At 71.8% G+C, this 19,315-nt stretch carries 17 protein-coding genes; 5 read left to right on the top strand and 12 right to left on the bottom strand.

Features of this window, described 5'->3' with window-relative positions; genetic code table 11:
• Nucleotides 1–60: 60 nt before the first annotated feature.
• The 6 genes from E5083_RS01860 to E5083_RS01835 all read right to left on the bottom strand — a co-directional run bounded on the left by E5083_RS01860 (nt 61) and on the right by E5083_RS01835 (nt 7,194).
• Nucleotides 61–459: a cytidine deaminase gene (locus tag E5083_RS01860; protein ID WP_135783824.1), complete on the bottom strand. Its 399-nt coding sequence runs from the start codon at nt 457–459 to the stop codon at nt 61–63.
• Complete coding sequence (locus tag E5083_RS01855) at nt 456–1,742, bottom strand: ABC transporter permease (RefSeq protein ID WP_135783823.1); 1,287 nt, start codon at nt 1,740–1,742, stop codon at nt 456–458. The genes E5083_RS01860 and E5083_RS01855 overlap by 4 nt, the downstream gene beginning before the upstream one ends.
• Complete coding sequence (locus tag E5083_RS01850; protein ID WP_135783822.1) at nt 1,742–2,869, bottom strand: ABC transporter permease; 1,128 nt, start codon at nt 2,867–2,869, stop codon at nt 1,742–1,744. The genes E5083_RS01855 and E5083_RS01850 overlap by 1 nt, the downstream gene beginning before the upstream one ends.
• The gene (locus E5083_RS01845) at nt 2,866–4,392 is read right to left on the bottom strand and encodes an ABC transporter ATP-binding protein (RefSeq protein WP_425276690.1); all 1,527 of its coding nucleotides are present in this window, start codon (nt 4,390–4,392) and stop codon (nt 2,866–2,868) included. The genes E5083_RS01850 and E5083_RS01845 overlap by 4 nt, the downstream gene beginning before the upstream one ends.
• A 224-nt stretch (nt 4,393–4,616) precedes the next feature.
• Entirely contained in the window at nt 4,617–5,672 is a 1,056-nt protein-coding gene (locus tag E5083_RS01840; protein WP_135783820.1) for a BMP family lipoprotein, read from the bottom strand.
• 295 nt (nt 5,673–5,967) lie between these two features.
• Entirely contained in the window at nt 5,968–7,194 is a 1,227-nt protein-coding gene (locus tag E5083_RS01835; RefSeq protein ID WP_135783819.1) for a M20 family metallopeptidase, read from the bottom strand.
• Nucleotides 7,195–7,426: 232 nt separating this feature from the next.
• On the opposite strand from E5083_RS01835, the gene E5083_RS01830 reads away from it, so the two are divergent.
• The gene (locus E5083_RS01830; RefSeq protein WP_135783818.1) at nt 7,427–8,077 is read left to right on the top strand and encodes a class I SAM-dependent DNA methyltransferase; all 651 of its coding nucleotides are present in this window, start codon (nt 7,427–7,429) and stop codon (nt 8,075–8,077) included.
• A 22-nt stretch (nt 8,078–8,099) separates the two neighbouring features.
• On the opposite strand, the gene E5083_RS01825 is transcribed toward E5083_RS01830, so the two are convergent.
• The 4 genes from E5083_RS01825 to E5083_RS01810 all read right to left on the bottom strand — a co-directional run bounded on the left by E5083_RS01825 (nt 8,100) and on the right by E5083_RS01810 (nt 12,898).
• Nucleotides 8,100–9,191: a hypothetical protein gene (locus E5083_RS01825; RefSeq protein ID WP_135783817.1), complete on the bottom strand. Its 1,092-nt coding sequence runs from the start codon at nt 9,189–9,191 to the stop codon at nt 8,100–8,102.
• Nucleotides 9,192–9,239: 48 nt separating this feature from the next.
• Complete coding sequence (locus E5083_RS01820) at nt 9,240–10,178, bottom strand: N-acetylneuraminate synthase family protein (protein ID WP_135783816.1); 939 nt, start codon at nt 10,176–10,178, stop codon at nt 9,240–9,242.
• 12 nt (nt 10,179–10,190) lie between these two features.
• Nucleotides 10,191–11,441: an N-acylneuraminate cytidylyltransferase gene (locus E5083_RS01815; protein WP_135783815.1), complete on the bottom strand. Its 1,251-nt coding sequence runs from the start codon at nt 11,439–11,441 to the stop codon at nt 10,191–10,193.
• Nucleotides 11,442–11,587: 146 nt separating this feature from the next.
• Nucleotides 11,588–12,898, bottom strand: coding sequence for a DUF6716 putative glycosyltransferase (locus E5083_RS01810; RefSeq protein WP_135783814.1), 1,311 nt, complete (start codon nt 12,896–12,898; stop codon nt 11,588–11,590).
• A gap of 198 nt (nt 12,899–13,096) precedes the next feature.
• Between E5083_RS01810 and E5083_RS01805 the strand changes: the two genes are divergently transcribed.
• The 3 genes from E5083_RS01805 to E5083_RS01795 are packed head-to-tail and all read left to right on the top strand — an operon-like array spanning nt 13,097 to nt 16,550.
• Nucleotides 13,097–14,074 (top strand): glycosyltransferase family 2 protein, encoded by a 978-nt coding sequence (locus tag E5083_RS01805; RefSeq protein WP_135783813.1) that lies wholly within the window; start codon nt 13,097–13,099, stop codon nt 14,072–14,074.
• Entirely contained in the window at nt 14,071–15,405 is a 1,335-nt protein-coding gene (locus tag E5083_RS01800; RefSeq protein ID WP_135783812.1) for an alpha-2,8-polysialyltransferase family protein, read from the top strand. The genes E5083_RS01805 and E5083_RS01800 overlap by 4 nt, the downstream gene beginning before the upstream one ends.
• 38 nt (nt 15,406–15,443) lie before the next feature.
• The gene (locus tag E5083_RS01795) at nt 15,444–16,550 is read left to right on the top strand and encodes an acyltransferase family protein (protein WP_208753911.1); all 1,107 of its coding nucleotides are present in this window, start codon (nt 15,444–15,446) and stop codon (nt 16,548–16,550) included.
• Nucleotide 16,551: 1 nt separating this feature from the next.
• Here E5083_RS01795 and E5083_RS01790 read toward each other — a convergent pair whose 3' ends face one another.
• Nucleotides 16,552–17,202, bottom strand: coding sequence for a TetR/AcrR family transcriptional regulator C-terminal domain-containing protein (locus E5083_RS01790; RefSeq protein ID WP_135783811.1), 651 nt, complete (start codon nt 17,200–17,202; stop codon nt 16,552–16,554).
• 83 nt (nt 17,203–17,285) lie between these two features.
• Here E5083_RS01790 and E5083_RS01785 point away from each other — a divergent pair, with 83 nt between their 5' ends.
• The gene (locus E5083_RS01785) at nt 17,286–18,650 is read left to right on the top strand and encodes an FAD-dependent oxidoreductase (RefSeq protein ID WP_135784388.1); all 1,365 of its coding nucleotides are present in this window, start codon (nt 17,286–17,288) and stop codon (nt 18,648–18,650) included.
• A gap of 1 nt (nt 18,651) precedes the next feature.
• On the opposite strand, the gene leuE is transcribed toward E5083_RS01785, so the two are convergent.
• Nucleotides 18,652–19,305 (bottom strand): leucine efflux protein LeuE, encoded by a 654-nt coding sequence (gene leuE, locus E5083_RS01780; RefSeq protein ID WP_135783810.1) that lies wholly within the window; start codon nt 19,303–19,305, stop codon nt 18,652–18,654.
• Between the last annotated feature and the right edge of the window lie 10 nt (nt 19,306–19,315).

Raw genomic sequence — 19,315 nt, 5'->3', positions numbered from 1 at the left:
CCGGGAGGTGCAGATGTACGGCCCCCCTGCTCGTAAGGCGAGCAGAGGGGCCGCACGGACTTACTTGGTGAGATGGTCCGGGCCGAACGCCTGCGGAAGCATCTCGGAGAGCGGGAGGACGCCCTCGGGGGTGTCCAGCAGCAGCGAGGGCCCGCCGAACTCGTACAGGAGCTGGCGGCAGCGGCCGCACGGCACGAGGAGGGCGCCGGTGCCGTCCACACAGGTGAAGTGTGTCAGGCGCCCGCCGCCGGTGCGCTGGAGGTGCGAGACCAGCCCGCACTCGGCGCACAGGCCGATCCCGTAGGAGGCGTTCTCCACGTTGCAGCCGGTGACCGTGCGGCCGTCGTCGACCAGGGCCGCCACGCCGACCGGGTAGCCCGAGTAGGGGGCGTAGGCGTGCGCCATGGCCTCGCGGGCCTCGGCACGCAGCGCCTCCCAGTCAAAGGCGGCGGTGGTCACTTGCCCTGCCCCTTCCGGTACCGCATGCCGTCCGCCTTCGGCATCCGCAGCCGCTGCGCGGACAGCGACAGCACCAGCAGCGTGACGACGTACGGGGTGGCGCCGACGAAGTCGCTCGGGACCTCGTCGGTGAACAGGTACCAGGCCAGGACCAGTACGGCCATGACCGCGCTGATCACGCCCTGCCAGAGCGCCTTGCGGTACAGCTTCCAGCCCGCGAGGGCGGCGAGCAGCACGACCAGCAGGAGCAGCAGGGCGTGCACGGTGACGCCGCCGTTGCGGAGCTGGAGGGCGTCGGAGTAGCCGAACAGGCCGGCGCCCATGGCGAGACCGCCCGGCCGCCAGTTGCCGAAGATCATCGCGGCGAGACCGATGTAGCCGCGGCCGCCGGTCTGGCCCTCCAGGTAGGTGTGCGAGGTGACCAGCGCGAGGAAGGCACCGCCGAGCCCGGCGAGACCGCCGGAGACGGCGACGGCCGCGTACTTGTACTGGTACACGTTCACGCCGAGCGACTCCGCCGCGACCGGGTTCTCGCCGCAGGAGCGCAGGCGCAGGCCGAACGAGGTCCGCCACAGCACCCACCAGCTACCCACGAAGAGCAGCACGGCGAGGATCGTGACCACGGACACGTCGGTGACGATACCGCCGAGAATGCCCGCGATGTCGGAGATGAGGAACCAGTGGTGTTGCTCGACCGAGTGCAGCGCGTCGGAGAGTCCCGGCACGGTGACGTCACCGAGCGAGTTCACCGGCGGCGACTGCTTCGGGTTGCCGCCCGCCTCGGCGGCCGTGCCCTCGGCGAAGAACAGCTTGGCGAGGTACTGGGTGGCGCCCAGCGCGAGCAGGTTGATCGCCACACCGGAGACGATGTGGTCGACCCCGAAGGTCACCGTGGCGACCGCGTGCACCAGTCCGCCGAGGACGCCGAAGCCGACGCCGCACAGCAGGCCGAGCCAGGGGCTGGACTGCCAGCCGATCCAGCCGGCGCCGAAGGTGCCGAGGATCATCATGCCCTCGAGGCCGATGTTGACCACGCCGGCCCGCTCGGACCACAGGCCCGCAAGACCCGCCAGCCCGATCGGCACCGCGAGCCCGAGGGCCGCGCTGACCTGGCCCTCGGAGGTGAGCTGGTTGGCCCCGGTGATGACCCGGACCACGGCCACGAGCAGCAGCGCGCCGCCGACGACCAGCAGAATCTTCGCGAGCGAACGGCCCGCCGGCTGGGCGGCGTCGTCCGCCTTGGGCGCCGCGGGCGGCGGCGCGTCCGTCATCGTGGCGGTCATCACGCCACCTCCTGCATCTCGGTGGGGGCGGCGGCGCGGGCGGCCAGCTCGGCGCCGACCCGCTGCTGCTGGCGCTTGAGGCCGTAGCGGCGCACGACCTCGTAGGCGATCACGACGCACAGGACGATGACGCCCTGGATCACGCCGAGGATCTCCTTGTCGTAGCCCTGGAACTCCAGGTGGTTGGTGGTGCGCTCCAGGAAGCCCCACAGCAGGGCGCCCAGCGCGATGCCGACCGGGTTGTTGCGGCCCAGCAGCGCGATGGCGATGCCGGTGAAGCCGATGCCCGCCGGGAAGTCGTTGCTGAACTGGTGGCTGTCGTTGAGCAGGGTCGGCATGCCGATGAGACCGGCCACCGCACCCGAGATGATCATGCTGGTGGCGATCATCTTCTTCACGCCCACACCGCTCGCGGCGGCGGCCGTCTCGGACTGGCCGACCGTGCGCAGGTCGAAGCCGAACCGGGTGCGGCCGAGCACGAACCAGTAGCCGATGCCGACGATCACCGCGACGACGATGAAGCCCCACAGGATGCCCGCCGGGCCGGTGTCGATCTGGAAGAACCAGGAGGACTCGGGCAGCGGCTTGGTGGAGACCAGGGTGCCGGCCTTGTCGAGCTGGCCGAGCTGGCTGGGCTGGAGCAGGTAGCCGATGATCGCGGTGGCGATCGAGTTCAGCATGATCGTGGCGATGACCTCGCTGACCCCGCGGGTCACCTTGAGGATGCCGGCGATGGCCGCCCACAGGGCGCCGGTCGCCATGGCCGCCAGGATGATCAGCGGGATGGCGAGCCAGCCGGGCACGGTCAGCGCGCCGCCGAGGACGGCGGCGACGAACGCGGCGAGCCGGTACTGGCCGTCGACACCGATGTTGAACAGGTTCATGCGGAAGCCGATGGCCACCGCGACACCCGCCAGGTAGTACGTCGTCGCCTTGTTGAGGATGTAGACCTGGCTGTCGGAGGCGAAGCCGTACGTCACCATGTCGCTGAACGCGGCGCCGGGGCTCTTGCCGGTGGCCAGGATCACCAGGGCGGTGACCAGCAGGGCCGCGACGATGGCCAGCAGCGGAGCCGCGATGCCGAGGAGCAGCCGCTCCTTGTCGATCCGTGAGGTCAGCTTGTTCATCGGGCGTCGTCCTCTATGTGCTCCAGGTGGCCGGAGGCCGCTCCCGTCATGGCGGAGCCCAGTTCCTCGGGCGTGATGGTGGCGGGGTCGGCGTCGGCGACCAGACGGCCCCGGTACATCACCCGCAGGGTGTCGGAGAGGCCGATCAGCTCGTCCAGGTCGGCGGAGATCAGCAGGACCGCCAGTCCGTCGCGGCGGGCCGCGCGGATGTAGTCCCAGATCGCGGCCTGCGCGCCGACGTCCACACCGCGGGTGGGGTGGGCGGCGATGAGCAGCTTGGGGCGGTGGCTCATCTCGCGGCCGACGATCAGCTTCTGCTGGTTGCCGCCGGACAGCGAGGCCGCGGTGACGTCGATGCCGGGGGTGCGCACGTCGTAGTCGGCGACGATGCGCTCGGTGTCGGTGCGGGCGGCCTTCGGGTCCAGCAGGCCCCGGCGGGAGTTGGGGCGCTCGGTGACATGGCCGAGGATGCGGTTCTCCCACAGCGGCGCTTCGAGCAGCAGGCCGTGGCGGTGGCGGTCCTCGGGGATGTAGCCGATGCCGGCCTCGCGGCGGCGGCGGGTGGGGACGTGGCTGACGTCGGCGCCGTCGAGCGTGACCGTGCCGGCGTCCGGGTCGCGCATGCCCATGATCGCCTCGACCAGCTCGGACTGGCCGTTGCCCTCCACACCGGCGATGCCCAGGACCTCGCCCTTGTGGATGGTGAAGGAGATCTCGTCGAGGATGACGCGCTCGATGCCGTCCAGGTCGGTCTGCGCCAGGTGCAGCCCGGCGACTTCGAGGAGCGCGACGTCGGTGACGGTGGACTCCTCCGTCTCCGGGGTGGGCAGCTCGCTGCCGACCATCAGCTCGGCGAGCTGCTTGGACGTGGTGGTGCGGGGCTCGGCCGTGCCGACCGTGGTGCCGCGCCGGATGACGGTGATCTCGTCGGCGACCGACAGCACCTCGCCCAGCTTGTGCGAGATGAAGATGACGGTCAGGCCCTCGGCCTTCAGCTCCCGCAGGTTGTCGAAGAGGGCGTCGACCTCCTGGGGCACCAGGACGGCCGTCGGCTCGTCTAGGATCAGGGTCTTGGCGCCCCGGTAGAGGACCTTGAGGATCTCCACGCGCTGGCGGTCGGCGACACCGAGGCGCTCCACGAGCACGTCGGGGCGGACGCCCAGGCCGTACGCGTCGGAGATCTCCCGGATCTTCGTACGGGCCTTGGCGCCGATGCCGTGCAGCTTCTCCGCGCCGAGGACGACGTTCTCCAGCACGGTCAGGTTGTCGGCCAGCATGAAGTGCTGGTGCACCATGCCGATGCCGCGCGCGATGGCGTCACCGGGGTTGCCGAAGGTGACCTGCTCGCCGTGGATGGTGATGGTGCCCTCGTCCGGCTGCTGCATGCCGTAGAGGATCTTCATCAGGGTGGACTTGCCGGCGCCGTTCTCGCCGCACAGGGCGTGGACGGTGCCCGGGCGGACGGTGATGTCGATGTCGCGGTTGGCGACGACGCCGGGGAAACGCTTGGTGATGCCGCGCAGTTCGACGGCAGCGGGAGGGCTGGACGCGTTGATGGCGCACTCTCCTCGGGGAAGGGGGATGCGGGGGACACAGAGGGAGTGGGGGCAGGCGTCGGCGACGCTAGCGCGACAACTTGCGTCAACTCAGTACTACACGCGTAGAGTTGACACATTGTTATGGCCCGGCGGGGAGCGCGCTCATGGCGCCCCCACGCCGAGCCGGGGTCCGGTCAGGACCCGTCAGGTCACGGGGTGGTCTTGACCTTGATGGAGCCGTCGACGATCTTCTTCTTCGCGGCGTCCAGCTTGCCCTGGATGTCGTCGATGAAGCCGCCGCTGGTGGACAGCGAGACGCCGTCCTTGGCGAGGGAGTAGACGCTGTTGCCGGTCTGCGGCTTGCCGTCGTGGACGGACTTGATGACGTCGTAGACGCCCAGGTCGACGTTCTTGATGACCGAGGTCAGGATCGAGCCCTTGTACTTGGCGAGACCCGGGATGTTGTACTGGTCCGAGTCGACGCCGATCGCCCAGGCGCCCTTCTTGCCGTTGACGGCCTCGATCGCACCGTTGCCGGAGGAGCCGGCGGCGGAGTAGATCACGTCGGCGCCGTTGTCCAGCATGCCCTGCGCGGCTTCCTTGCCCTTGTCGGGGCTGGCGAAGCCGGAGGTGTCCGAGCCGTGGCTCAGGTACTGGGTGTCGACCTTGATCTTGGAGTTGGTGTCCTTGACGCCCTGGACGAAGCCCGCCTCGAACTTCTTGATCAGGGGGACGTCCACACCGCCGATGAAGCCGACGTGCGTCTTCTTCGTCTTCAGCGCGGCGGCGACACCGGCCAGGTAGGAGCCCTGCTCCTCGGTGAAGGTGATGCTGTCGACGTTGGGCGCGTCCACGACCGAGTCGACGATGCCGAAGCTGGTCTTGGGGTACTTCTTGGCGACCTTGCCCATGGACTGCGCGTACGCGTAGCCGACACCGATGATCGGGCTGTAGCCCGCGTCGGCCAGGTCGGAGAGGCGCTGCTCGCGGTCGGCCTCGGTGTCGGTGGTCTTGGCGGTCAGCTCCTTGACGGAGCCGCCGAACTCGGCCTTCGCCTTGTCGGCACCGCGCGCGGCGGAGTCGTTGAAGGAGCGGTCACCACGGCCGCCGACGTCGAAGGCGAGACCGATCTTGACACCCTTGCCGTCACCGGACGAGCCGGACGACTTGTCGTTCTCGGAGGAGGTGCTGCCACAGGCCGTGGCAGAAAGGGCGAGAGCTGCGGTGGCTATACACGCAGCGGAAAGCTTGGCTACCCGGCGCACGGGAAGGCTCCTTCACCTGACCTGAGCGCCACCCTGGCGCTTGGTGGGAGCGTCTGACGACGCCCCGGCCGAGACGCCCCGTCGGCGTCGGCTTCGCGGCATCGTAACGCGCGTAGATGTCAGAAAAACACCTCTCGGGCAGCCGTTATCGAACCGAGGCAAACGGCACTTGAACTCGATCTACCGAGCCTTGGGCCGCCATGTTTCGGGGCGGATACGAATGGCCTGCGGATGTGTTGCGCGAACGGCCCCCGCGTGCCACGCGGGGGCCGTTCCGGGTTCTGCCGGGCGCCGGTCACACCCCGGGCGACTCCATCAGCGCGGCCGCGGTGAAGAGTTCGACGCCGACCGTGATGGCGTTCTCGTCGGCGTCGAAGTCGCCCTGGTGCAGATCGCGTACGGTCCGCTCGCCGGGGCGGCGGACGCCGAGGCGGGCCATGGCGCCGGGGACGTGCTCCAGGTACCAGGAGAAGTCCTCGCCGCCCAGGCTCTGCTCGGTGCTCTCCACCGAGTCAAGACCGCAGCGGGCGACCATCGCGCGGCGCAGCAGCTCGGCGGACTCCCGGTCGTTGACCACCGGCGGCACCCCGCGCACGTAGGTGATCTCCGACTTGGCGCCGTGCAGGGTGGCGACCTCGTCGATGGCGGCGTGCACGATGTCGGGCGCGTCCCGCCAGGCGTCCAGGTCCAGGCAGCGGACGGTGCCGGAGAGTTCGGCGTGCTGCGGGATGACGTTGGGCGCGTGGCCCGACTCGATACGGCCCCAGGTCAGGGCGAGTCCGCTGCGGGTGTCGACGCGGCGGGCGATCAGCGCGGGCACGTCGGTGGCGACGCGGGCGGCGGCGGTGACCAGGTCGGTGGTCAGATGCGGCCGGGCGGTGTGGCCGCCGGGGCCGTCGAGCGCCACGTCGAGCCGGTCGCAGGCGCTGGTGATCGGGCCGTGCCTGAGGCCGATCCGGCCGCACTCCACCTTCGGGTCGCAGTGCAGGGCGAGGATGCGGCCGACGCCTTCGAGCGCGCCGTCGGCGATGGCGGTCAGGGCGCCGCCGGGGAGCTGCTCCTCGGCGGGCTGGAAGATCAGCCGCACCGGACGGGACAGCAGGCCCTGCGCGTGCAGGGAGGCGAGGACCAGGCCGGCGCCGAGCACGACGGTGGTGTGCACGTCGTGGCCGCAGGCGTGGGCGCGGTCGGGCACGGTGGACCGGTACGCACAGTCCTTGGTGTCCGGGATGGGCAGCGCGTCGATGTCGGCGCGCAGGGCCAGCAGCGGTACGCCGGAGCGCTCGCCCTCGGTGTGCCCGATGTCGCAGATGAGCCCGGTTCCGGTGACCAGGACGCGGGGCTTCAGCCCGGCCCGCTCCAGCCGCTCCTTGATGGCGGCGGTGGTGCGGAACTCCTGGTTGCCCAGCTCGGGGTGCATGTGCAGGTCGCGGCGGAAGGCTACGAGCTCGGCGTGCAGTGACTCGCTGAGCGCGCCGGGGAGCACAGCACCGGGGAGTTCGGCCACGGTCTCTCGGGTCATCAATCGGTTCACCCTCTGAAGGGTAGGACGCCCGGACGGTCAACTGACCCTCGATCAACAAAAGTTCAGCCCGTTGGGGGGAGAAAAATCGACCGGCGGACGCTTGGCGGTGGACTGGGTTGGGTAAAACCTTTCTTTCTCCCTCCACGGATACCACGCTCGCCGCCCCGGCGCTCGGTTTGTCCAGGGACCGGACCCGTGCGGCGGAGCGGCGCCGGTAGGGTGCGGGGGCGTGACCGACAGCACCGCGCGCTTCCTGCGTACCACCCGCTCGTCCTACGACGCGATCGCCAAGGAGTACGCCGAGCGGTTCCCCTCGGGCCTCCCCCACCCCCTGGACCGCTCCCTGATCAACGCTTTCGCCGAGCTGGTCAAGGAGAACGGCCCGGCCCCGGTGGCCGACCTGGGCAGCGGGCCGGGGTTCGTCACCGCCCTGCTGGACAGCCTGGGCGTGCCGGTGTTCGGGGTGGACCTCTCCCCCGCGATGGTGACCCTGGCCCGCGAGGCCCATCCGCACCTGCGCTTCCACGTCGGCTCGATGACCGCGCTGGACCTCCCGGACGCCACCCTCGGCGGCATCCTGGCCCTCTACTCCACGATCCACGTCCCGGACGACGCTCTCCCGCGCGCCTTCGCCGAGTTCCACCGCACCCTGCGTCCCGGCGCCCCGGCCCTGCTGGCCTTCCAGACCGGCGAGGCCGACCACCTGCACCTGACGGAACGCTTCGGGCACGAGATCGACCTGCACTACTGGATGCGCTCCCCGGCCGCGATCGCCACCGGCCTCACGGAGGCGGGCCTGACCCCGGTCGCGTCCGTGATCCGCGAGCCGCAGGGCGAGGAGGCGCGGGCACGGGGGTTCGTACTGGCGCGGAAGGACTGAACCTGCACGGAGAAGCTGGGCCTCAGGTCCCCGGCACCACCGTCGGCAGCCGGTGCGTGTCGCGGGCCATGCCCGTGACCCCCGACAGGAAGCCCTGGGCGCGGGGGGAGGCGTGGGCGGTGAGCCAGGTGGGGTCTATGTCGCAGACGGCCACGCGGACGCCGGTGCCCGCCAGGGCGAGGGGGAGGGTGTGGACGACTGTGGAGGGGAAGCTCAGGACGGTGCTGCCGATCGGGCCCCGGCGGGCGATGAGTTCGAGGGGGAGGTCGGGGCGGACGATCTCCAGACCGGTCTCGGTGGCCAGCCGGTGCAGCTTGGGGGTGCTCTCGCGGCGGTGGGCGAAGTACCGGGTGGCGCCGTGGGCCTTGGCGAGGGCCTGGACGGCCGCGACGTAGCGGTCGGCGTCGACCACGCCGGTCTCCACCAGGGAGGTGCCGACCAGGTCGGCGCTCTTGGTGACGCGCGGCGGGCCGAAGCGGGCGCGGGTCCAGGCGAACTCGTTGGCGGTGACCGTGACACCGTCCGGGGTCTCGGTCACCGGCATCGCGGAGAAGACCTCCACGCGCCGGCCGCCGCTCGGGGTGAGACGGCGCCGGGCGGTGGCCGAGACCGGGGCGAACAGCAGGTCACGGGGTCCCGGCGGGCCGCCCTTGCGGTGCCAGCGCACCAGGCGCTCCCCTCGGGCCAACTGGGCGACGAACTCCATGGTGGCGGTGCCGTCGTCCACCACGACCAGCTCGGGCGCGCGGGTGATGGTGAGCAGGAGCTGTACGTAGCGGGAGAAGGGGTCGCCCATGACGATCCGGTCGGCCCGCCTGAGCGCCCCGGCCAGCGCGCCGACGGTGTGGAACGGGGCGCTCGCGCCGCCCCGCGCCTCCTCCCAGCGCACCTCGTACCCCTCGTCCCGGGCGAGGTCGGCCATGCGGCGGAGCTGGCCACGGGTCATGGGGTCGGTGGGGGCGAGCACGACGAGGGTCAGCTCGGCCCCGGCCCCCTCGCGCGCGGGCACCCCGCCCGCGTGGGCCCACTCCAGTACGTTCAGCAGTTGCACCGGGCTCTCCACGAAGGCGAGCGTGCGGGCGGCGGGGCCGGGGTGTCCGGCGCGAGGGCTCATGGCGGGTGGTGACCGTCCCGTCGTAGTGCGGTCGGGCGAGGAAAAGGGTCAGACCGTGACCGGCTCGCCCGCGGCGGCGGCGATCTCGGCCTCGGCGACCACACCGGAGACCCGGCGCAGCTTCTTCATCGGGCCCAGCTCGGAGTCGTAGACCTTCTTGACGCCGTCGCCGAGGGACGCCTCGATGGCGCGGATGTCGCGGACCAGGCGGATCAGGCCCTGCGGCTCGACGGAGGCGGCCTGGTCGGAGCCCCACATGGCGCGGTCCAGGGTGATGTGGCGCTCGACGAAGACGGCGCCGAGGGCGACGGCGGCCAGCGTGGTCTGCAGGCCCGTCTCGTGGCCGGAGTAGCCGATCGGGACGTTCGGGAACTCCTTCTCCAGCGTGTTGATCACGCGGAGGTTCAGCTCCTCGGCCTTGGCCGGGTAGGTGGAGGTGGCGTGGCAGAGCAGGATGTTCTCCGAGCCGAGCACCTCGACCGCGTGGCGGATCTGCTTCGGGGTGGACATGCCGGTGGAGAGGATCACCGTGCGGCCGGTGGCGCGCAGGGCGCGCAGCAGCTCGTCGTCGGTGAGGGAGGCGGAGGCCACCTTGTGGGCGGGGACGTCGAACTTCTCCAGGAAGGCGACGGCCTCGGTGTCCCACGGGGAGGCGAACCAGTCGATCCCCTTCTCCTTGCAGTACGCGTCGATCTGGCGGTACTCGTCCTCGCCGAACTCCACGCGGTGGCGGTAGTCGATGTAGGTCATCCGGCCCCAGGGGGTGTCGCGCTCGATGTCCCACTGGTCGCGCGGGGTGCAGATCTCCGGGGTGCGCTTCTGGAACTTCACGGCGTCGCAGCCGGCCTCGGCGGCGGCGTCGATCAGCTTGAAGGCGTTCTCCAGCTCACCGTTGTGGTTGATGCCGATCTCGCCGGTGACGTAGACCGGGCGGCCGGGGCCGGCCTCGCGGGAACCGAAGCTGCGGAGGCGGGAGTTGCTGCTCATCAGGGTGTTTCCTTACTTGCTGGGGGAGGTGGAAAAGGTGTCGAGGGAGGGGCCGAGGAGCCAGCCCGCGATCTCGCGGATCGCGCCGTATCCGCCGGGGACGGTGGTGACGGCGCGGGCGGCGCCGCGTACGGCGTCGTGGGCGTCGGCGACCGCGACGGGCCAGCCGACGAGGGCGAGGCAGGGCAGGTCGTTGACGTCGTTTCCGGCGTAGAGCACCCGCTCGGGGGCGATGCCCTGCTCCTCGCACCACTGCTTGAGGGCGAGGTCCTTGCGGTCGATGCCGTGCAGCACCGGCAGCCGGAGCTTGCGGGCGCGGGCGGCGACGACGGGGTTCTGCTCGGTGGACAGGATCAGCACCGGCACCCCTGCGCGGCGCAGCGCGGCGATGCCGAGCCCGTCGCCCCGGTGCACGGAGACGAACTCCCGTCCGTCGGTGTCGAGCAGCACCCGGTCGTCGGTCTGGGTGCCGTCGAAGTCGAGGACCACGGCGTCGACGTCGTCGCGGGTGGGCAGCGCGCCCGCCGGGACGGTGTCGAGCAGCGGGGCCAGCGCGCGGGCGCGGGCCAGGTCGTGCGGATCGTCGATCTCCAGTACGCGGGCCGGGTCGGTGCGGACCAGCTCGGTGCGGCCGAAGAAGCGGTGGCCGTGGGCGCGGAAGCCGGTGACGTCCATCGCGTAGGCGGCGCCGGTCTCCAGCAGGTCCTGCGGGCGGTCCTGGCGGCGGGGGCGTACGGCCTTGTCGTGATTGACGCCGAAGCCGCCGGGCTCGTCGGGGTTGCCGGGGGCGCCGTCGCGCCAGACGAAGCCGTGGAACGGGGCGACGGTGACGGCGGTGTCGGCGCCGTCCAGGGCGACCGCCTCCGCGACCCGGCCGATCTCCTCGGCGAGCAGGAAGGGGCTGGTGCACTGCACGAGCAGCACCACGTCGACGGTGGCCTCTGTGCGCTCCTCGAAGGCGTCCAGGGCGTGCAGGACGGCGGCCTCGGAGGTGGCGGTGTCGCCGGCGATGGCGGCGGGCCGGGTGACGACCTCGGCGCCGGCCGCGCGGGCCGCGGCGGCCACGGCCGCGTCGTCGGTGGAGACGACCACGTCGGTGACGGCGGGGGCGGCCAGGCAGGCGCGCACCGCGCGGGCCACCAGCGGGACGCCGCCCACGGGGGCGAGGTTCTTGGCAGGCACCCCCTTGGAGCCGCCGCGCGCCGGGATCACGGCGAGCACCCGGCGCGGCGGGTCACCCGGATCGGCGGGCCAGTGGGTCATGGGGTCAGCTCCTCGAAAGGCTTCGGAAAGTTGGGAGGTCGGGGTGTTCACGGCACTCACGGCGTCCGAGGTGTTCACGGCATTCACGGCGTGCGGGATGTTCACGGCATTCACCGTGTTCACGGCGTTCACCGCGTCCGGCGTGTTCACAGCTCGCCCATTCGCCGGATCACCGGGGCGACCCGCTGGACGCCGTGCCGGTACGCGCCCCGGGCGGCCCGGCGCACGATCTGCCGGACGGGTCCGGCCTCCGCGCGGGTGGCGGGGCTGCCGGGTAGCGGGGCCCCGTCCGGGCCCAGGTGGTGGCGGGCGAGGATGCCGGGCAGATAGCCGGGCGCGGTCTCGGGCGTGTAGTAGGGCTCCAGTGGCGGCAGCGCGCCGGACCGCTCCAGCAGGCCGGCGATCCGCGCGCGGGCCGCGTCGAAGGCGCCCGCGTACGAGCCGTCGGCGGCGACCCCCTGCCGGGCCAGCCACTCCACGTCGGGCTCGGGCCGGTACCCGGCGTCCAGCCGGTCCCACGAGGTGAGGCACCCCGAGCCCAGGAAGTGGTGGTTGCCCAGCGCCTCCCGCACCCCGAGGTCGGTCAGCACGGCCGTCGGAATGCGCCGGTGCAGCGACTCCAGGGCGGCGGTGGAACTGACGGTGACCAACAGGTCGGTCCGGTCCAGCACCTCGCCCATGTGCCCGTACACCAGACGGAAGTTGGCCGGCAGCTCCCGCCCCCGGACCAGCTTCTGGTACGGCAACTCCTCGATGTGCGTGGTGTGTTCGCCGGGCTTGGAGCGCAGCTTGAGCAGCACCTCGCGCTCGGGGTGCCGCCGGGCGTGCCCGATGAGCCGCTCCAGCAGGTAAGTTCGGTCGGCCCGGTTCTCCGGTACGGAGGGCTGCGCCGCGAACGTCACCGTGTACGGCGCCCGTTCACCCCCGTACGCCTCCCCGCCGAGGAACGGCAGCGCGACCTCGGTGACCGCGCCGGCGTCCGCCCCGACCCCCTCGTACACCGCGCGGAACCGGTCCGCGTCCTGGGCCGAGTTGGCGAGGACGAGGTCGGCGCCGTGCCGGAGCAGCAGGCCGTCGGCGAGCTTCTCGTAGACGACACCGACGTAACCGGTGACGACGACCGGCCGCGGGCCGCTGCCCCAGGCGTGGCGCAGGCCGTGCAGCATGGCCTGTACCCCGCCGCCGACCAGCGCGAGGACCAGGATGTCGTAGGACTCCCCGGTCATGGCGCGCAGGAACTCCGCACCGGTGACCTCGCGGAGCGAGTCGGCGGTGGCGCCGGTCTCCGCGAGCTGGCGGGGTGTCGGGGTGGCCCGGCCCCGCAGGAGGTAGCCGTCGAGGCGGATTCCGGCGTCGGCGGGAGCGATACGGCGCGCGGTGAGCGCGCCCCACTTCCACCGGGTGTCGGAATCGGCGAGGACGGCGATCCGCGGGGACTTCGTTGCACTGGCTGGCACACCGAGGACGCTAGGAAGCGATTCGTAGCCCCGGCCCAACCCGAACTCAACAAACGGTTAACAGCACATCGACGAATGGGGATTCGGGCCCGGATCGGCCTTCAGGAAAACCTGGTTCACGGCTTCGCCACGCGTCGTTCACCCGGTATCAAGGCGAGCGTCGACCCGAATGCCGGGCCCCGCCCTAACGTCCTCGGCGTGGTCAAGCTCTCGGTCATCGTGCCGTTCTACAACGTGCAGCAATACGCGCCGGACACATTGAGGAGTCTTCGTGCGAACGCGCGGGACGATTACGAGTTCATTCTCGTGGACGACTGTTCCCGCGACGGGACACCGGGCATCCTCGAGCGCGCCGGACGCGAACTGCCGGGCGCCGTCGTCGTCCGGCACGAGCGCAACGGCGGTCTGGCGACCGCCCGCAACACCGGTCTGGACCGGGCGCGCGGCGAGTACCTGACGTTCCTCGACGGCGACGACTGGCTCGCCCCCGGCTATTACGACCAACTGGTCGCGCACATGGACGAGTTGGGGTGCGACTTCCTGCGCACCGACCATGTCCAGTGCACCGCGCGGGCCCGGTCCGTGCACCGGGTGCCGCACGGCCGGCGCGGGGTCGTGCTGGACCCGAGGGCGGCCATCCTGCCCGCGGACCGGTCGACGTCGGTGGACTACGCGTACGCCTGGGCCGGGATCTACCACCGGCGGCTCGCGGAGAAGGGACTGCTGCACTTCACGGACGGGCTGCGCACGGCGGAGGACCGGCCGTGGATCTGGCGGCTGCACCGGGAGGCGGAGTCGTTCGCCGTGGTGGGGCTGCTCGGCGTCTTCTACCGGCGCGGGGTCGCCTCCTCGCTGACCCAGATCGGCGATGTCCGCCAGCTCGATTTCCTGCGCGCGTTCGACCAGGTCATAGCCGAAACGGCCGCCGACCGGGACGCGAAGGAACTGCTGCCGAAGGCCGTGCGCACCTATTGCGCGATCATTTCCCACCATCTGGGAAGCATCGAAAGGTTCGAGCCCCCGGTGGCGAGAAAACTGAAATCCCTGAGCGCGGCCGCCCTTCGGCGTATGCCGCAGGACGTGCTGAACGAGGCGCTGGACTCGATGGACCTCGCCCGCGCCACCCGCCTGCGCCGGCTGCGCCGCCGCCCCTCCCCCGCCGGGGCCGCCGCGTGACCACCCAGATCTTCCAGGCGTCCACGCTGTACGGCGTGGCCACGCTGGCCGCCGCCCTGGACTCCGGCTGCTTCGCCCCCGCCGACCGGCGCGTGCTGCTGGTCTGCAACAACGCGACGACCCCGGAGACCACGCCCCCGCTGGACGAGATGCCCGGCTTCGAGCGGCTCCGGGACCGGTTCGACGACGTGCTCTCCTACAACGAGACCATCCACCCCTTCCACCCCGGCGGCTGGCTGCCCCGCGTGGACGACATGCCGCTGTGGCAGCGGTACTTCCGCCACGAGTGGCAACTCGGTGACGAACCGGTCGAGTTGGCGGTCGAGTCGATCCAGGTCAACCCGTCACTCGCGCTCGCGCAGATCTTCACCGGCGCCCCCGTCACGGTCTACGCCGACGGCCTGATGAGCTACGGCCCGACCCGCAACAAGATCGACCCGCTGGTCGGCACCCGCGTGGACCGACTGCTTCACCTCGACCTCGTACCGGGCCTGAAGCCGCTGCTGCTCACCGAGTTCGGGGTCCCGGCCGAGATCGTGCCGTCCGCCGCCTTCACCAAGGTGCTGGCCGAACTCGCCTCCACCGGAGACGAGTTGCCCGCGATCGAGGAACCCGCACTGCTGCTGGGCCAGTACCTCTCCGCGCTGGACATCCTCACCCCGGACGAGGAGGAGGCGCTGCACGTCCGCATGCTGCGCGGCGCGGTCCAACTGGGCCACACCCGCGTGGTGTTCAAGCCGCACCCCACCGCACCGGCCCGCTACGCCCGCACCCTGGAGGAGGAGGCGGAGCGGCTCGGGGCGGACCTCACGGTGCTGGACACCCCGGTGCTGGCCGAGGTGCTGTACCAGCGGATGCGCCCGGCGCTGGTCGTCGGCTGCTTCTCCACCGCCCTGCTGACCGCCGCCACGCTGTACGGCCTGCCGGTCGCGCGGGTCGGCACCGGCACCCTGCTGGAGCGGCTCGCCCCCTACGAGAACAGCAACCGGGTGCCGGTCACCGTGGTCGACGCGCTGCTGCCCGAGCTGGGCGACCGGGCGGCCGTCACCGAGGGGCGGCGCGGCATGGCGGTCACCGAAATGGGCGAACTGGTAAGCGCGGTGGGCTTCGCCATGCAGCCGAAGATCCTGCCCAAGCTGCGCGCCGAGGTGGAGGGCTTCCTCGCCCGGCACCTGGACCCGGCCACCCTGCGCTACTTCAAGCGCCGCCGGCTGACCGTGCTGGGGCTGCCCGGCGGGGTGCCCGCGCAGCTCGCGTTCATCCCGCGCAACGCCACCGTCCGCCGGGTGGCCCGCCGGGCGCGCGGCCTGCGCCGGACCGCCCGCGGCTGACCCGCCCTCCCACCGAATCGATGCCAAGGACCGTGCAGATGACCGCCACCTCCCCGCTGGCCCCGCCCGCCGGCCTCTCCCAGCCGGTCGTCACCGGGGCGCGGGGGCGGCTGCTCGCCCTGGACGGGCTCCGGCTCGTGGCCGCGCTGATGGTGTGCATGTACCACTACACCGGGCGCGGCGGGACGATCTCGGAGTCCTGGCACCAGAGCCCGTCCGAGGTCTTCCCCCGGCTCTCCCAGATCACCCCCTACGGCTGTCTGGGCGTGCAGTTCTTCTTCGTGATCAGCGGCTTCGTGATCTGCATGAGCGGCTGGGGCCGCACCCTCGGCGACTTCTTCCGCTCCCGCGTGGCCCGGCTGTACCCCGCCTACTGGGTGGCGCTGGTGCTGGTCACCGGGGCGGCCTTCGTGCTGCCGGTGGTGGTGCATCCGGTGCGGGCGGACGAGTTCCTGGTCAACCTGACCATGCTCCAGCAGCCGATGGGCGCCCACCGGATACTCGGCGTGTGCTGGACGCTCTGGGCGGAGGTCCGGTTCTACGCGCTGTTCGCCCTGTTCGTGGTGTGGCGCGGGGCGACCTACCGGCGCGTGGTGCTGTTCGCCTGCGTCTGGACGCTGGCCGCCGCGATCTCCACCACCGCGGGCAACGCCCTCACCGACGCCCTGGTCATGCCGGAGTACGCCCCGTTCTTCGTCGGCGGACTCGCGCTGTACCTGATCCACCGCTTCGGCAGCAGCCCGCTGCTGTGGGGGCTGGTGGCGATGTCCTGGCTGCTCGGGCAGAGCGCGGCCGTGCGCGGGCTGTGGCATCCGGGGGCGCACGGCGACTTCACCCGGCATCCGGTGGTGATCGTCACCGTGGTCACGCTGGCCTTCGCCTCGGTGGCGGCCGTCGCGCTGGGCTGGACCCGGTGGGCGTCCTGGCCGTGGCTGGTGACGGCGGGCGCGCTGACCTACCCGTTCTACCTGGTGCACGAGCACCTGGGCTGGTTCGCGGTACGGGTGCTGCACCGGGGGCTGGGGCTCGGCGCGTGGCCGACGCTGGGGCTGACGGTGGCGGGGATGCTGGTGCTGGCGTGGCTGCTGCACCGGTTCGTGGAGAAGCCGTTCGGGCCCAAGCTGCGCCGGTCGCTCAAGAGCTGAGCTACCGGATGCCGCACGCGGCCTCGATCCCGGCGACGATCAGCTTCAGGCCGTCCTCGAACTGCTCGTCGTAGTCGTCGAAGAGCAGCTTCCCGGCCTCGGCCGCGAGCGGGAACTCGGCCAGCCTGCGCGCCCGTTCCTCGACGTCGTACCCCTCGCGCCGCTCGCCGGGCAGTGGCCGTACGCCCTGTTCCTCGGTGACGAAGCCGATGGTGTACATGTTCGCCGTGCGCATCGCCTGCACGGCCTGGGTCAGGGTGAAGCCGGCGGCGGTGAAGACGCGCAGGTGGGACTCCATGGCGGGGGCGTGCTCGGTGCCGGTGAAGCGGGAGCCGCTGAAGACCTTGGCGCCGTCGCGGTAGCCGGTGAGCGCGCTGCGCAGCCCCCGGCAGGCCGCCAGCAGCCGTTCCTGCCAGGTGTCGGCGGGGTCGAGCACCGCGCCGGCCGTCATCCGCCGGTACATCTCGGTCGCCATCTCGTCCAGCAGCGCCTGCTTGTCCTTGAAGTGCCAGTACAGCGCGGGTGCCTTGACGTCCAGCTCGCGGGCGATGGCGCGCAGGGTCAGGCCGTCCAGGCCGGTCTCGTTCAGCAGCCGCAGCGCGGTGTCGGCGACCTTGCGGCGGTCCAGGGGGGCGCGTCGTTCCGTACTCACGCTTGACAGCTTAACAACGTTAAGGGCACGCTCGTGGGTGACGGCACTTAACGGCGTTAAGGAGATCTGCCATGAATGCCCCGATGGATGTGGATGTGCTGGTGGTGGGGGCCGGTCCGACCGGGCTGACCCTCGGGGTGGACCTCGCCCGGCGCGGGGTGGAGGCGCTGGTGGCGGAGCGGGCGGACACGCTGTTCCCCGGTTCGCGCGGCAAGGGAATCCAGCCGCGCACCCAGGAGGTCTTCGACGACCTCGGCGTGCTGGACGCGATGCGCGCGGCCGGTGGCCCGTACCCGCCCCGGATGATCTGGCGGGACGGCCAACAGGTCGGCGTACGGCCGATGTTCGAGCCGGTGGAGGCGACCGAGGGCGCCCCGTACACCGCCCCGCTGATGGTCGCCCAGTGGCGCACCCAGGAGGTGCTGCACGCCCGGCTGACCGAGCTGGGCGGCCAGGTCGCCTTCGGCCGCGAGCTGACCGGCCTGGACCAGGACCCCGAGGGCGTGACCGCGCACTTCGCGGACGGTACGACGGTCCGCGCCCGGTACCTGGTCGCGGCCGACGGCGGCCGGTCGGCGGTCCGGCGCGCGGTGGGCGTCGGCATGACCGGGGAGACGGTGGACCCGAGCCCGTTCCTGGTCGCGGACGTCCGGGTGCGCGGTCTTGACCGGGAGCACTGGCACGCCTTCCCCGGCGAGGACGGCACCGGTCTCATGCTGTGCCCGCTGGCCGGTACGGAGGACTTCCAGTTGGCCGCGCGGCTGCCCGAGGGCGAGATACCCGACCTGACCCTGGAGGGCCTGCGCAAGCTGGTCGGCGCCGGTACGCATCTCGACCCCGAGGACCTCACCGAGGTGCGCTGGGCCTCGGAGTTCCGGCCGCGCGCGGCACTCGCGGACCGGTTCCGGGCGGGCCGGGTCTTTCTCGCCGGTGACGCGGCCCATGTGCACTCACCGGCGGGCGGGCAGGGGCTGAACACCAGCGTCCAGGACGCCTACAACCTGGGCTGGAAGCTGGGCGCGGTACTGCGGGACGGCGCCCCGGACACCCTCCTCGACACCTACGAGGAGGAGCGCCGCGCCAACGCCGCCGCCATGCTGGACCTCTCCACGGGGGTGCACCGGGGCGAGGTCCAGCGGGGGAAGGCGACGGTCCAACTCGGCCTGGGCTACCGGGAGTCGTCCCTGAGCGAGGACACCCGCGCGGAGCCCACCGGGATACGCGCCGGCGACCGAGCCCCGGACGGCACGGTGGACGGCGTCCGCCTCTTCGACGCCTTCCGGGGCCCGCACTGGACCCTCCTGGGCGCCGAACTCCCCGGCGTGCGCTCCCTGCCGGCGGCGTACGGCCCCGGCGTCTTCCTGGTCCGCCCGGACGGTTACGTCGGCTGGGCGGGCGACTCGGCCGAGGGACTCGGTGCCTACGCCCGCCGCGTCGGTTTGGCCTGACCTAGCCGGCCGCCAGCGACAGCTTCACCGCGAAGCCGAGGAAGAGCACCCCGGCCGCCGAGGTGGCCGTCGCCGAGAGCCGCCTGCGGCGGCGGAACGCGGCGGCCAGCCTGGTGCCGCTGAAGATCAGGGCGGTGAGGTAGAGGAAGCTGGCGGCCTGCGCGAAGGCGCCGAGGACGACGAAGGACAGCGCGGGATAGGCGTAGGCCGGGTCCACGAACTGGACGAAGAAGGCCACGAAGAACAGGATCGCCTTCGGGTTGAACAGGCTGACCACCAGCGCCCGCCGGAACGGCCGCTCGGCCTCCGCCGTCTCCTCGGCCGCGGCCTCCGCCACCACCGGCGCCCGCCGGGTGCGCCACATCTGCCAGGCGGCCCGCAGCATCCCGATCGCCAGCCAGGTCAGATAACCGGCCCCCGCGTACTTCACGATCCCGAACAGCACCGCGTTCGCCTGCAACAGCGAGGCCACCCCGGCCGCGGACAACGTCATCAGCACGGTGTCCCCGCACCACACCCCGGCAGCCGCCGTATACCCCGGCCTGACCCCCTTCCGCGCCGCCACCGACAGCACGTACAGCGAGTTGGGCCCCGGAAGCAGAATGATGAGCAGCAGCCCGGCCAGGTAGGCGGGGAGATCGATGACACCGAACATGGGAGCGAGT

Origin of the sequence: Streptomyces bauhiniae, assembly GCF_004784475.1 — a bacterium.
GTDB lineage: Bacteria > Actinomycetota > Actinomycetes > Streptomycetales > Streptomycetaceae > Streptomyces > Streptomyces seoulensis.
This window is presented reverse-complemented; position numbering and strand designations above follow the sequence as displayed.

Coding starts and splice junctions, on each gene's coding strand:
- E5083_RS01855 (WP_135783823.1), bottom strand. CDS start 1,742: ATGACCGCCACGATGACGGACGCGCCGCCGCCCGCGGCGCCCAAGGCG.
- E5083_RS01850 (WP_135783822.1), bottom strand. CDS start 2,869: ATGAACAAGCTGACCTCACGGATCGACAAGGAGCGGCTGCTCCTCGGC.
- E5083_RS01835 (WP_135783819.1), bottom strand. CDS start 7,194: ATGACCCGAGAGACCGTGGCCGAACTCCCCGGTGCTGTGCTCCCCGGC.
- E5083_RS01825 (WP_135783817.1), bottom strand. CDS start 9,191: ATGAGCCCTCGCGCCGGACACCCCGGCCCCGCCGCCCGCACGCTCGCC.
- E5083_RS01820 (WP_135783816.1), bottom strand. CDS start 10,178: ATGAGCAGCAACTCCCGCCTCCGCAGCTTCGGTTCCCGCGAGGCCGGC.
- E5083_RS01815 (WP_135783815.1), bottom strand. CDS start 11,441: ATGACCCACTGGCCCGCCGATCCGGGTGACCCGCCGCGCCGGGTGCTC.
- E5083_RS01795 (WP_208753911.1), top strand. CDS start 15,444: ATGACCGCCACCTCCCCGCTGGCCCCGCCCGCCGGCCTCTCCCAGCCG.
- E5083_RS01785 (WP_135784388.1), top strand. CDS start 17,286: ATGGATGTGGATGTGCTGGTGGTGGGGGCCGGTCCGACCGGGCTGACC.
- leuE (WP_135783810.1), bottom strand. CDS start 19,305: ATGTTCGGTGTCATCGATCTCCCCGCCTACCTGGCCGGGCTGCTGCTC.